The organism is Streptomyces sp. Q6 (assembly GCF_036967205.1).
Lineage (GTDB): Bacteria > Actinomycetota > Actinomycetes > Streptomycetales > Streptomycetaceae > Streptomyces > Streptomyces citrinus.
The window spans coordinates 2,151,035-2,164,852 of record NZ_CP146022.1; the positions used below are offsets into that span (position 1 = coordinate 2,151,035).

At 72.2% G+C, this 13,818-nt stretch carries 7 protein-coding genes and 2 pseudogenes; 3 read left to right on the top strand and 6 right to left on the bottom strand.

What is annotated here, in order from left to right; all coding sequences use genetic code 11:
* Positions 1–194 precede the first annotated feature (194 nt).
* Complete coding sequence (rpsA, locus tag V2W30_RS10100; RefSeq protein WP_338695468.1) at positions 195–1,700, bottom strand: 30S ribosomal protein S1; 1,506 nt, start codon at positions 1,698–1,700, stop codon at positions 195–197.
* 371 nt (positions 1,701–2,071) lie between these two features.
* Between rpsA and V2W30_RS10105 the strand changes: the two genes are divergently transcribed.
* On the top strand, positions 2,072–2,962 hold the full coding sequence (locus V2W30_RS10105) for a class I SAM-dependent methyltransferase (RefSeq protein WP_425244673.1): 891 nt from the start codon (positions 2,072–2,074) through the stop codon (positions 2,960–2,962).
* 176 nt (positions 2,963–3,138) lie between these two features.
* Positions 3,139–5,643, top strand: a pseudogene (gene hrpB / locus V2W30_RS10110) (ATP-dependent helicase HrpB).
* Here the strand turns inward: hrpB and V2W30_RS10115 are convergent.
* The 3 genes and pseudogenes from V2W30_RS10115 to V2W30_RS10125 all read right to left on the bottom strand — a co-directional run bounded on the left by V2W30_RS10115 (position 5,633) and on the right by V2W30_RS10125 (position 8,732).
* Entirely contained in the window at positions 5,633–6,625 is a 993-nt protein-coding gene (locus V2W30_RS10115) for a DUF3068 domain-containing protein (protein WP_338695471.1), read from the bottom strand. The pseudogene hrpB and the gene V2W30_RS10115 sit on opposite strands and share 11 nt — an antisense overlap.
* 58 nt (positions 6,626–6,683) lie before the next feature.
* A complete protein-coding gene (locus V2W30_RS10120; protein WP_338695473.1) occupies positions 6,684–6,818 on the bottom strand; it encodes an SPW_0924 family protein in 135 nt (44 codons plus the stop codon).
* Between the two features lie 151 nt (positions 6,819–6,969).
* Positions 6,970–8,732: pseudogene (locus V2W30_RS10125) on the bottom strand (lytic transglycosylase domain-containing protein).
* A gap of 229 nt (positions 8,733–8,961) precedes the next feature.
* Here V2W30_RS10125 and V2W30_RS10130 point away from each other — a divergent pair.
* On the top strand, positions 8,962–9,831 hold the full coding sequence (locus V2W30_RS10130; RefSeq protein ID WP_338695475.1) for a DUF4184 family protein: 870 nt from the start codon (positions 8,962–8,964) through the stop codon (positions 9,829–9,831).
* On the opposite strand, the gene V2W30_RS10135 is transcribed toward V2W30_RS10130, so the two are convergent.
* A complete protein-coding gene (locus V2W30_RS10135; protein ID WP_338695477.1) occupies positions 9,728–10,711 on the bottom strand; it encodes a serine hydrolase in 984 nt (327 codons plus the stop codon). The genes V2W30_RS10130 and V2W30_RS10135 overlap by 104 nt on opposite strands.
* 337 nt (positions 10,712–11,048) lie before the next feature.
* The gene (polA, locus tag V2W30_RS10140) at positions 11,049–13,718 is read right to left on the bottom strand and encodes a DNA polymerase I (protein ID WP_338703549.1); all 2,670 of its coding nucleotides are present in this window, start codon (positions 13,716–13,718) and stop codon (positions 11,049–11,051) included.
* Positions 13,719–13,818: the final 100 nt, after the last annotated feature.

The following is a 13,818-nucleotide window of genomic DNA, read 5'->3' on the forward strand; positions in this document are numbered from 1 at the left end:
TACTGCTGCCATTGCCCGGCTCCCCTCAGATCGTGCGCGATCTTGGCTGACCCGGGGATGGTGGCAACGAGGTGTTACGGGGGAACGGCAACTGGTGTATCGGCCAAGTTTCTACCGCGTCGGGTACGCCAGTGGGCCCGCACCCAAGGGGTGCGGGCCCACTGTCGACTACCGGTCAGTCAGCGCAGAGCGGTTCAGCTCTGGCCGCCCGCCAGCTTCTCGCGGAGAGCGGCAAGCGCCTCGTCCGACGCCAGGGCGCCGGAGTTGTCGTCCGACTCCGAGGAGTACGAACCGCCACCGGAGGCGGCCGGAGCCGCACCGGAGGCACCGGCGACGGCACCCTCGGCCTCGGCCTGGGCGTCCGCCTCGCGGGACTTGATGACCTGCGCCTGGTGCTGCTCGAAGCGCTGCTGCGCCTCGGCGTACTGGCCCTCCCAGGCCTCGCGCTGGGTCTCGTAGCCCTCGAGCCAGTCGTTGGTCTCGGGGTCGAAGCCCTCGGGGTAGATGTAGTTCCCCTGGTCGTCGTACGACGCGGCCATGCCGTACAGGGTCGGGTCGAACTCGACGGCCGACGGGTCGGCGCCGAAGGCCTCGTTGGCCTGCTTCAGCGAGAGGCTGATGCGGCGGCGCTCGAGGTCGATGTCGATGACCTTGACGAAGATCTCGTCGTTGACCTGGACGACCTGCTCCGGGATCTCCACGTGGCGCTCGGCCAGCTCGGAGATGTGGACCAGACCCTCGATGCCCTCGTCCACGCGGACGAACGCACCGAACGGAACCAGCTTCGTGACCTTACCCGGGACGACCTGGCCGATCTGGTGGGTACGGGCGAACTGCTGCCACGGGTCCTCCTGCGTCGCCTTCAGCGACAGGGAGACACGCTCGCGGTCCATGTCCACGTCGAGAACCTCGACGGTGACTTCCTGGCCGACCTCGACAACCTCGGACGGGTGGTCGATGTGCTTCCAGGACAGCTCGGAGACGTGCACGAGACCGTCGACGCCACCCAGGTCCACGAAGGCACCGAAGTTGACGATCGAGGACACGACGCCGGAGCGTACCTGACCCTTCTGGAGGGTCGTGAGGAACGTCTGGCGGACCTCGGACTGGGTCTGCTCGAGCCAGGCGCGGCGGGACAGGACCACGTTGTTGCGGTTCTTGTCCAGCTCGATGATCTTGGCCTCGAGCTCCTTGCCCACGTAGGGCTGGAGGTCGCGGACGCGGCGCATCTCGACGAGGGAGGCCGGCAGGAAGCCACGGAGGCCGATGTCGAGGATGAGACCACCCTTGACGACCTCGATGACGGTGCCGGTGACGATCCCGTCTTCTTCCTTGATCTTCTCGATGGTGCCCCAGGCACGCTCGTACTGAGCGCGCTTCTTCGAGAGGATCAGGCGGCCTTCCTTGTCCTCCTTCTGGAGAACCAGGGCCTCGATCTCGTCACCAACCGCGACGACCTCGTTCGGGTCGACGTCGTGCTTGATGGAGAGCTCGCGGCTCGGGATGACACCTTCGGTCTTGTAACCGATGTCGAGGAGAACCTCGTCCCGGTCAACCTTGACGATGACGCCGTCGACGATGTCGCCATCGTTGAAGTACTTGATCGTCTCGTCGATGGCGGCGAGGAATGCTTCCTCGTTACCGATGTCGTTGACCGCAACCTGCGGGGTGGTGGCGGTGGTCTCGGTGCTGCTCGTCATGTGGGAAAGGGCTCCGGCGGACATTGAAGTCGTAGGTACTGCTACGCCGGGAGCCTGTTTCGCACCGAAGAAGCCGGACAGCCTAGGAGGCGCCGAATCCGGCGAACTCCCACGGACACTGTCCGAAGGAACCGGTGGCGCCTCGATAACCGAGGGGACATACAACAGATGCGAGCACAGCCTGCTATGTCTGAGGTGCGCAGGCCCGCAGCGCAACTTGTAGCATACGGGGGCAGCCGGACAGGGTCAATGCGCGAAGGCGCACACCCGGGGCGGAACGCCGCATACCCGGCACAAAACCTGTCGCACGAGGCTACGAGGGCCGCAGAGCCCGCTCGTGACGCCCTTCCTCGCGGCAGGTTGGACGGAAGATTACGACGAGGGAGCCGATCATCCAAGAGTCCGGACCAAGGGAAGCGCACGAGCCGTCGGCGGCGGGTGCGGCACAAGCGGCGAACTCCGTGGACGAGGACTCCACGGCGACCCGCCGCGCCGCGGACACCACGGAGAGTGCGCGGGCCAACCGCGGCTGGTGGGACCGGAACGCGGACGACTATCAGGTCGAGCACGGCACGTTCCTCGGGGACGACCGCTTCGTGTGGGGTCCCGAGGGCCTCGACGAGGTGGAGGCCGAGCTCCTCGGCCCGGCCGAGGAGCTGGCCGGCAAGGACGTCCTGGAGATCGGGGCCGGCGCCGCGCAGTGCTCGCGCTGGCTGGCCGCCCAGGGCGCGCGGCCCGTCGCGCTCGACCTCTCGCACCGCCAGCTCCAGCACGCGCTGCGCATCGACGGCGGCAAGGTGCCGCTGGTGGAGGCGGACGCGGGAGCACTGCCCTTCAAGGACGGGTCCTTCGACCTGGCCTGCTCCGCGTACGGCGCGCTCCCCTTCATCGCGGACTCCGTGCGCGTGCTGCGGGACGTGCACCGGGTGCTGCGGCCCGGCGGCCGGTTCGTCTTCTCCGTCACGCACCCCATCCGCTGGGCGTTCCCGGACGAGCCGGGGCCCGAGGGCCTGAGCGTGGCCTCCTCCTACTTCGACCGCACCCCTTATGTGGAGCAGGACGACGAGGGGCGTGCCGTGTACGTGGAGCACCACCGCACGATCGGCGACCGGGTGCGCGATGTCGTGGCGGGCGGCTTCCGGCTCGTCGACCTCGTGGAGCCGGAGTGGCCCGCGTGGAACACGCAGGAGTGGGGCGGCTGGTCCCCGCTGCGCGGGAACCTGATCCCGGGCACGGCGATCTTCGTCTGTGAGCGTCTGTAGGTAGGACGGCGCGCGGGGGGATCGACCGTCAGCCACAGGGCCGCTGTCTCCTCGGCCGTCTTCCGGCCGGCGCGCTGCCTGATGAGACCCTCCTGCGCCGCTCCCCCTATAAGAGGTGACGACGGCCGGGCCGGGACCGCCCGGGGGCCCACCCGCGCGTCAAGGAGACTGGGGGCGTGATCCGCAGCGACCTCCTCGACCAGTTGCCCGTCCGCTCCGCGCTGCCCGCGCTGCGTTCCGCGCTCGACACGGGCGGCGTCGCGGTGCTCGTGGCACCGCCGGGCACCGGCAAGACGACGCTGGTGCCCCTCGCGCTAACCGGACTCCTGACGCCGGACGGCCCGGCGCGGCGGGTCGTGGTCGCCGAGCCGCGGCGGATCGCCGCGCGCGCGGCGGCCCGGCGGATGGCGTGGCTGCTCGGCGAGGAGGTCGGCGGGCGCGTCGGCTACACGGTGCGCGGCGAGCGGGTCGTGGGCCCCGGCACACGCGTCGAGGTCGTCACGACCGGCGTGCTGCTCCAGCGCCTCCAGCGGGACCAGGAGCTGAGCGGCGTCGACGCCGTCCTTCTCGACGAGGTCCACGAGCGGCATCTGGACGCGGACACCGTCGCGGCCTTCCTGTGCGACGTGCGGGAGGCGCTGCGCCCGGATCTGGAGCTGGTCGCGGCGTCCGCGACGACGGACGCCGAGGGGTGGGCGCGGCTGCTCGGGGACGTGCCGGTCGTCGAGGCGCGGGGCACCGCCCATCCGGTGGAGGTGGTGTGGGCGCCGCCCGCGCGCCCGGTGCGGCCGCCGCACGGGATGCGGGTGGATCCGGCGCTCCTGACGCATGTGGCGGCCGTGGTGCGCCGCGCCCTGGGCGAGCGGGACGGGGACGTGCTGTGCTTCCTGCCGGGTGTCGGTGAGATCGCCCGGGTCGCGGGGCAGCTGGGGGCCTGGGCGACGTCGACGTGCTCCAGGTGCACGGCCGGGCACCGGCCGCCGTGCAGGACGCGGTGCTCGCGCCGGGGTCCCGGCGGCGGGTCGTCCTGGCCACGGCCGTCGCGGAGTCGTCACTGACGGTGCCGGGCGTACGGATCGTCGTGGACGCGGGCCTCGCGCGCGAGCCCCGGGTGGATCACGCCCGGGGCTGAGCGCGCTGACGACCGTACGGGCTTCGCGCGCGGCGGGGACGCAGCGGGCGGGGCGGGCCGGGCGGGAGGCGCCGGGCGCGGTGTACCGGTGCTGGGACGAGGCGGAGGACGGGCGGCTCGCGCGGTTCCCGTCCCCGGAGATCAAGGTGGCGGACCTGACGGCGTTCGCGTTGCAGGCGGCGTGCTGGGGCGACCCGGAGGCGTCGGGGCTCGCGCTGCTCGACGCGCCGCCGGGCGGGGCGATGGCGGCGGCCCGATCGGTACTGACGGCGGTCGGGGCGGTGGAGCCGGGTGCGGGCCGGGTGACGGAGCGCGGGGTACGGCTGGCCCGGCTCGGGCTGCACCCGCGCCTGGGGCGCGCACTGGTCGACGCGGCGCCGGTGGTGGGCGCGCGGGCGGCGGCCGAGGTGGTCGCGCTGCTGAGCGAGGAGCCGCCGCGCGACTACGGGGACGATCTGGGCGGGGCGCTGCGGGCGGCCCGGCGCGGCGGGGACGCCTACGGTGCGCGGTGGCGCCAGGAGGTGCGACGGCTGACGGGGCTCGTCCCGGGGCGGGCAAAGCGGCGCGCGGCGGCGGGGACGATCACGTCGCCGGGGTGGTCGCCGCCCTCGCGTTCCCCGAGCGGGTCGCCCGCAAGGACAAGGGCTCGTATCTGATGGTGTCGGGGACGCGGGCGGAGGTGTCGGACGGGTCGGCGCTGCGGGACGCCGCGTGGGTGGCCGCCGCTGTCGCCGACCGGCCGGTGGGCGCGGGGCACGCGCGGTTGCGGCTCGGGGCGGTCGTGGACGAGGAGACGGCGCGCTGGGCCGCCGCGTCGTTCTCCGCCGAGGGTGACGAAGTGGCGTGGAGCGAGGGGGAGTTGATCGCGCGGCACGTGACCCGGCTGGGCGCCGTCGAACTCGCCGTGCGCCCGTTGAGGAACCCCGCGCCCGGTCTCGTACGGGACGCTCTGCTGGACGGGCTGCGGCGGGAGGGGCTGGGTCTTCTGCGGTGGGACCGGGACGCGGAGGCGCTGCGGCGGCGGCTCGCGTTCGTGCGGCGGCAGGCCGGGGAGCCGTGGCCCGACGTGAGCGACGAGGGGCTGCTGGCGCGCGCCGGCGAGTGGCTGGAGCCGGAGTTGAGCGCGGCGCGGCGCCGGGCCGACCTCGGGCGGATCGACGCCGGGCAGGCGCTGAAGCGGCTGCTGCCGTGGGCCAGCGGCGACGCCGCGCGGTTCGACGCGCTGGCGCCGGAGCGGATCGAGGTGCCGAGCGGGTCACGGGTGCGGGTCGACTACGCCGATCCCGAACAGCCCGTGCTGGCCGTGAAGTTGCAGGAGATGTTCGGGTTGCAGGAGACGCCGCGGGTGGCGGGGGTCCCCGTTCTGGTGCATCTGCTGTCGCCCGCCGGGCGGCCCGCCGCCGTGACCGCCGATCTCGCCTCGTTCTGGCGCGACGGGTACCGGTCGGTGCGGGCCGATCTGCGGGGCCGCTACCCGAGGCATCCGTGGCCCGAGGACCCGGCGACGGCCGAGCCCACCCGGCACACGAACGCCCGCCTCAGGCGATGACCGGTTCCGGTTCCCTGGCGGGTTCCGGTTCCGGTCCGCCGGGCCTGCGGCCGCGCGCCTCCAGCCACAGGGCGAGCGCGAGCAGCAGGACGCCGAGGGTCAGGAAGCCCCACGGGAGGTACGAGGTGAGCAGGAGGACCAGGACGCGGTTGGAGTTGACCAGGTCGACGGTCGACCTGATGTAGTCCTCGCGCATCTTCACGTGGCCCTTGAAGACGGTGACCTTGTCGCGGCCGCCGAGGAGGGTGCCGCCGCGCAGCTCGTTGTTCTGGATCTCCTCGCCGTACACGGGCGCCCCGGTGGTCGGCTCGACCCAGAACTTGCGGACGGTCGTGTACCAGCGGGTGGTGCCCGTCTTGGCGACGGACTCCGGTGTGATGCCCTTGACCGGCATCGACTTCGGCAGCGGCACCTTCGTCCAGGGGATGGTCTGCTCAAAGTAGTAGACCTTCACGCCGCGGAACGTGGTGGTGCCCTTGTAGTGGATGGGGCGGGTGACGCGGGCCTGCGCGTCGTAGTACTCGTAGTCGCGCTTCTCCGTCAGGAAGGGCCACTTGAACTCGATGCCCTCGCGCTTGACCTGGTCGCCATCGACCATCTCGCCGGTGGCGTGGACGGGTTCCTGGCTGTGCGCGTCGAAGATGTAGCGCTCGGGGACCTTGGAGACCATCTCGCCGTCGGGCCCGACGATGTACGACAGCGCGTCCCAGACGACGACATCGCGCCCCGCGCTCTTCTCGATCTTGTCCGACTCCTCGACGTTGCCCTTGAGGGTCTGGACGACGGTGACCTTGGAGACCTTCTTGGCCTGGAGGGAGCCGTAGTCGAGGAGGGTGGGGTTCTTCGCCTCCAGGACGGCGGTCTGGTACTGGTCGGCCGGGATCTTGGCCAGGCGCGGGAACACGTACCAGCGCATCAGTGGGGACAGCGCCGTGCAGAACACGGCGAGGGCGAGCAGGATCAGGCTGGCCTTGCGGCGCATCTCGGCGGCCCTCCTCGGCGACTCGTGGACAACGGCGCGCTCCTGGGCGACGGCCCGGTCATGGATGCGCGGGGACGGTGGTGAGCAGTGGTTTCGGGGACGTCTCGCCCGCGGGTGAGCCCACTGCCGTGAGGGTGAGGACGAGGGCGAAGGCCGCGGCGAGCCCGATCGCCGCGGCTATGAGGGCACGCATGTCCGACCTCCGCGGATCTGATGGTGCGTCAGCCTTTGGGTCGGTGCACCGTAGCAACGGCGGTGAAGAATGAGAACACGTCGCGCAGGACCGAAAAGAGCCCCCGGCCGTAGGACGGCCGGGGGCTCATGTGCGCCGTGCGCGCGGTGGGTTACGCGGACGGGCTCGCGGACGCCGTGGGGGTCTCGCTCGCCCCGCCGGTCGGCGCGGCGGTCACCTTCAGCTCGATCGTCAGCGTCGCGCCGCCGGTGGTGGTGACGCGGAGCAGGAACGTGCCGGCGGTGTCGTCCGCGTACAGCTTCGGCAGCGTGAGCTTGCCGTCGGCGTCCGTCTTCAGGCCCGTGAGGGTGCGGACCGTCGTGCCGTCCGCGTTCTTGAAGTACGGGCCCTTGGTGGCCGCGGTCGGGTCGTCGGCGGACGTGATCAGCGTGGCGGTCGCGGCGACGCCGTCGGCGACCGCTCCCTTGTACGTCGCCTTCACCTCGACGGCGTCGGCGAACGTGCCGCCGGCGACGCAGGTGAGCGCCGTGTCGCCGGTACGGGCCAGCGCGTCGGCCGCGCGGGCGGTGACGGTCGCCGCGTAGTCGAGGCCGCTCAGGGTGCGGCCGACGACGGTGGCGCGGACCGTGAACCGCCCGGTGTTCTCCCCGCGCGCAGGACCGGTGCCGTGGCGGTGCCCGCGCCGGTGGTGGTGACGACGGCGCTGGTCGCGCCGCCGGAGAACGTCGCGTCCGTGGTGCCGACGATCGTGAAGCGGATCCGGACGTCGGCGACGCCGGTGCCCGCCGCGTTCTTCGCGCGCACCGCGACCCGCTCGCCGAAGGTGTCCCCGGCCATCGCGCTGAGCGTGCCGGTGCCCGCGTCGGCGAGCTTGCGGACGGACTCGGTGGGCGTGGGGGTGGCGGGCGGTGTCGTCGGATCGGCCGGCGAGGGGCTCGTGGAACCGCCGCCTCCACCACTGCCGCTGCCGCCTCCGCCGCCGGGCGTGCTCGGGGCCCTCGGCGGCGTCGGGGACGGGCTTCCCGTGTTGCCGCCGGTGCCGCTGCCGGATCCCGAGCCCGAGCCGGTACCGCCGCCATTGCCGGTGGGGTACTTCGGCAGCGGGCCGGTGCCGTCGGGGACCTCGTGCGTGCCCTTGCGGTAGAACTCCAGCCACGACAGGACCTTGCCGAGGTAGTCCGAGGAGTTGTTGTAGCTGAGGATCGCCTTGTTCAGGTCCGTCGCGTTCGACAGATCCCAGCCGTTGCGGCACAGGTAGTGGCCGGCGGCGAGGGCGGCGTCGTAGACGTTGTTGGGGTCCTTCTTGCCGTCGTCGTTGCCGTCGCGGCCGGCCCACTCCCAGGTGGAGGGGATGAACTGCATGGGGCCGACGGCCCGGTCGTGGACCGTGTCGCCGTCGTACGAGCCACCGTCGGTGTCGGTGATCTTCGCGAAGCCGTTGCCGTCGAGGGGCGGGCCCTTGATGGGGTCCTTCGTGTCGCCGTTCGCGAAGACGTTGCCGCCGTCGGCATGGCCCGACTCGACCCTGCCGATCGCCGCGAGCAGCTCCCACGGCAGGTTGCAGCCGGGCTTGGACGTCGCGAGTTCGGCCTCGGCCTTCTTGTACGCGTCGAGGACGGTCGCCGGTATCTCGGAGTCCTCGTCGGTCGCGGTACCACTGCCGCTGCCGCCGCCGGGTGAGGCCGACGGGGAGTCGGTGGGGCTGTTGAGGTCCGGCAGGTCCTTGTAGTAGTCCGGGCCGGACGCCGCGTCGGGGACGTCGTCGGCACGGTCCGAGGCCGAGTGCCCGCTGTCCGCCTGCGCCGGTGGGGTCACGCCCGGTGCCTGGGACGCGGAGAGCGCCGCCACCGCGACCGCGGCGACCGCTGCCGTCATCGCACCCCTACGCAACCGCCTGCCGAAAACCGCAGCCATGCCGCGAGTCCTCCCCTGTCGCCTGATCCAGCCCTGTATCCGGGCGCCCCGGGTCACGGAGCGATCCGGACCCGCACGCTCCCCAGCGCACGGACCCGCCCGACACTACGACAACTTCCGCCGCGCAGACACCTGTTCGTGACCGTTATTTGCCGGTTGGCCAAGTACGCGGTGCCGTATCCTTCGACGCTTGTCCGAATACGTCCCGCCTACACCCCGAGGGGGCCTCGTGCCGTTCACGATCAGCCACGCCGCGGCGGTGCTGCCGCTCGTGCGCCGCGACGGCTCGGGGCGGGGGCCGTTCGTGCCCGCGCTGCTCGTCGCCGGGTCGTTCGCGCCGGACGTCACGTACTTCGCGGCGAGCGCGGTCCCCGGGGCGATGGAGTTCGGCGCGTTCACGCACTCGTTCCCCGGGGTCTTCACCGCGGACGTCCTGATCGCGCTCGCCCTGGTGGCACTGTGGCGGCTGGTCCGCGAACCGGTGCTGGCGCTGGTCCCGGGGCGGGTGCGGGGACGGGTGTGGGCGGTGGCCCGGGGACGCGCGCGGGGCCGCTGGTGGCCGCTGTGGTGGTACGTCTCGGCGGCCCTCGGTGCCCTGACGCACGTGGTGTGGGACGCGTTCACGCATCTCGACCGGTGGGGCATGCGGGTGCTGCCGGTCCTCGGCGAGGAGATCGCAGGTTCGCCGCTCTACTGGTACGCGCAGTACGGGGGTTCGGCGATCGCGCTGGCCGTCATCGGGTGGTTCGTGTGGCGGTCGGTGCGCGGCGCCGGTGCCGCTCCCGGTCTCGCGGCCGCGACCCCGGGCGAGCGGTGGCTGGCCTGCGCGCTGATCGGCGGATGCGCGTGCGGCTGCGGCGCCGTACGGGTGGTGCGCTGGCTCTCGTACGTGGACGAGGCCCGGCTCGCCTGGAAGCCGTGGGAGATCGTCCCGACGGTGTGCTTCGGGGCGGGTGCGGGCCTGGTCCTCGGTCTGATCCTGTACGCGGTGGTGGTCAGGGCGCGTCGGCGCCCCACACCGGCCGAGGGTTCAACCGGTCCCGGAGATCGGGGAGTTCCGGAGCGTCCGGCGGAACCGAGCCGTCGGACCGTTCACTGATCTCGCTGTCCGGGGTGGCGCCGCGCGCGAGGGAGCGGCCCTTGTTGAGGGCCTTGTGGACGGCCTGCGCGACGCGTTCCACGGTGCGCACGCCGTACTTCATCGACGGATTGCCGTGGCTGAGGACGGCGATGCGGTAGGTGCGGCCGCCGCCGGTGAACGCGCCGATGCTGTGGACGCGCCAGCCGTGCGTGGCGCGCGGCAGCCAGCCGTTCTTCAGGTGCGCGCGCAGGCCGCGCGGCATCCCGGCGCTCACCCCCCACCGCTGGTCCTTCCTGACCTCGCTCATCAGCCGCAGCCCGTACGCGCGGGCGCCGGTGCTCAGGAACGAACGGGGGCCGGTGAGCGCGCCGAGCAGCCGCAGCTGGTCGTTGACCGTGGTCCTGGTCAGGCCCCAGTACCCGTACGGGCCGAGGCCGGTGCGGGTGGTGCCGGCGCGGTGCAGCGTGCCGGCGAGGTAGGTGCGGCCGAGGTCGCTCCAGATACGGCTCGCGGCGGCGTTGTCCGAACTGCGGATCATGGGGCGGAGGTTGCGCCGCTCCCAGGCGGTGAGGGGGCGGCCCCAGCCCGCGGCGCGGCGCAGGGTGGCCTCCAGCATCAGGACCTTGACGACGGACGCCGCGTCGTAGCGGGTGCCTCCGGCGAGGGTGCAGCTGAGGCGGGTGCGGTCGTCGTACAGGGCGACGGAGACGGTGCCGCCGCGCCCGGCCAGGGCGGTGCGCAGATCGCGGGTGACCCGCTTGGCGAGGGCCGGGCTCTTGGGGGCGCGGCAGATCGGGTTCCGGTCCGCGGCGGTGGCGGCGACGGGGACGGCGGCGATCAGTGCGGTGCCGGTCAGTACGGCGAGGGCGGTTCGCCTGCGGCGACGTCGGTGCGGCATTCGCCCATCGTGGGGGCGGGGGGTGCGCGGGGCCCGGCGTGACGGCTGAACGGGTGTGCGGTGCTACGCCGTGGGGGTGGGGTGCGCCGGTGCGGGTTTCGCCGTGACCGGGCGTGCCCCTGGGACGCCGCACCGAAGGCGCGCGTCAGGGGCGCGGGGAACGCGCGACCGGCCCTTAGCGAGTCCGTACCCGTACCCGTACCCGTACTCGTACCCGTACTCGTATCCGCACTCGCCCTCGCATACGCATCCGCATACGCATACGCATACGCATACGCATACGACGGTGGGGCGGACCCGGTGGACGCGCCTCCGGGTCCGCCCCACCGTCGGAGGGCTAGTGCGCGGCCGACTCCCAGTCCGTGCCCAGGCCCACCGACACGTCCAGCGGCGCGCGGAGCGACACTGCTCCGGCCATCTCGCGGCGCACCAGCTCCTCCGCGACGGCGGCCTCGCCGGGCGCGATCTCCAGGACGATTTCGTCGTGGACCTGGAGCAGCATCCGGGACCGCAGATCCGCCTCGGTGAGCGCCTTGTCCACGTTCAGCATCGCGATCTTGACGATGTCCGCGGCCGTGCCCTGGATCGGCGCGTTCAGCGCCATCCGCTCGGCCATCTCGCGGCGCTGCCGGTTGTCCGAGTTCAGGTCGGGCAGGTAGCGGCGACGGCCGAGCATCGTCTCCGTGTATCCGGTGGCCCGCGCCTCGTCGACGGCCCGCCGGAGGTAGTCCCGTACGCCGCCGAACCGCTCGAAGTACGTGTCCATCAGGCCGCGGGCCTCGCCCGGGTCGATGTTCAGCTGCCCGGCGAGACCGAACGCGGAGAGACCGTACGCGAGGCCGTACGACATCGCCTTGATCTTGCGGCGCATCTCCGCGTCGACCGCGGACCGCTCCACGCCGAACACCTGCGAGGCGACCGTGGTGTGCAGGTCCTCGCCGGAGGTGAACGCCTCGATGAGGCCCTCGTCCTCGGAGAGGTGAGCCATGACGCGCAGTTCGATCTGGCTGTAGTCGGCGGTCATCAGGGAGTCGAAGCCCTCGCCCACCACGAAGCCCCGCCGGATCGCGCGGCCCTCGTCGGTGCGGACCGGGATGTTCTGGAGGTTCGGGTCGGTCGACGACAGCCGGCCGGTCGCCGCGACCGTCTGGTTGAACGTGGTGTGGATGCGGCCGTCCGCGGCGATCGTCTTGATCAGGCCCTCGACGGTGACGCGGAGCTTGGCCTGCTCACGGTGGCGCAGCATGATCACGGGCAGTTCGTGGTCGGTCTGCGTCGCCAGCCAGGCGAGCGCGTCCGCGTCCGTCGTGTAGCCGGTCTTCGTCTTCTTCGTCTTCGGCAGGTCCAGCTCGCCGAAGAAGACTTCCTGGAGCTGCTTGGGCGAGCCGAGGTTGAACTCGTGGCCGACGGAGGCGTGGGCCTCCTTCACCGCCTGCTGCACGGCGCCCGCGAACATCTGCTCCATCGACTCCAGGTGGGCGCGGTCGGCGGCGATGCCGTGCCGCTCCAGGCGGGCGAGGAGCGTGGACGTGGGCAGCTCGATGTCCGTGAGGAGGTCCGCCGCGCCGACCTCCTTGAGGCGCTCACCGAACGCCTCGCCCAGGTCGAGGATCGCGCGGGCCTGCACCATGAGGGCGTCGGCCTCGGCCTGGTCGTCCTCGTCGATGCCGAAGGCCAGCTGCCCGTCGGCGGCGCCCGCCGGGGCGAGCTCGCGGCCCAGGTACTCCAGGGACAGCGCGTCGAGCGCGAAGGAGCGGCGCCCCGGCTTGACCAGGTACGCGGCGAGCGCGGTGTCCATGGTGATGCCCTCGACGCTCCAGCCGTGCTCGGCGAAGACCCGCATGACGGCCTTGGCGTTGTGCAGCACCTTGGGCTTCGTGGCGTCGGCGAGCCACGCCGAGAACGCCTCTTCGTCGCCCTGGTCGAGCTGCGCCGGGTCGAACCAGGCGGCCTCTCCGCCGGCGGCGGCGAGCGCGACCTCGGTGACGGAGCCGGTGCCGAGCGCCCAGGTGTCGACGCTCGCGAGGCCCAGGACCGCCTGGGCGTGCTCGGCCAGCCACGGCGCCAACTCGCCGGTGGCGAGCACCTTGCCGTCGACGTCGACACCCGGCTCGGCCGGGGTCTCCTCGGCCTCGGCGGCGCCCGGGTCGACGGCGAACAGGCGCTCGCGCAGCGACGGGTTACGGATCTCCAGGGTGTCCAGGATCATCGCGATCGCCGTGCGGTCGTACGCCGCGCGCTCCAGGTCGGCGACCGTCTTGGGCAGCTCGACGTCGCGCACCATCTCGGTGAGGCGGCGGTTCAGCTTGACGGCGTCCAGGTGCTCCCGCAGGTTCGCCCCCGCCTTGCCCTTGACCTCGTCGGCGCGCTCGACCAACTCGGCGAACGAGCCGAACTGGTTGATCCACTTCGCGGCGGTCTTCTCGCCGACGCCAGGGATGCCCGGAAGGTTGTCCGACGGGTCGCCGCGCAGCGCCGCGTAGTCCGGGTACTGGGCCGGGGTCAGCCCGTACTTCTCCTGGACCTTCTCCGGGGTGAAGCGCGTCAGCTCGGAGACGCCCTTGGTCGGGTACAGAACCGTCACGTGGTCGGTGACCAGCTGGAAGGAGTCGCGGTCACCGGTGACGATGAGGACGTCGAACCCGGCGGCCTCGGCCTGGGTGGCGAGCGTGGCGATGATGTCGTCGGCCTCGAAGCCGTCGACCGCGAAGCGCGGGGTGTGCATCGCGTCGAGGAGCTCGCCGATCAGCTCGACCTGCCCCTTGAACTCGTCCGGCGTCTTCGACCGGTTCGCCTTGTACTCGGTGAACTCCTCGGAGCGCCACGTCTTGCGGGACACGTCGAACGCCACCGCGAAGTGCGTGGGCGACTCGTCGCGCAGGGTGTTCGCCAGCATGGACGCGAAACCATAGATCGCGTTCGTCGGCTGCCCCGTCGCCGTCGTGAAGTTCTCCGCGGGCAGCGCGAAGAACGCCCGGTACGCCAGCGAGTGCCCGTCCATGAGCATCAGGCGGGGGCGCCCACCCGCGCTGTTGTCTGCTGCCGTCTGCGCCGTCTTTGCTGCTTTCTCTGCCACGTCCCCGATCCTGCCACGCCCCACTGACACT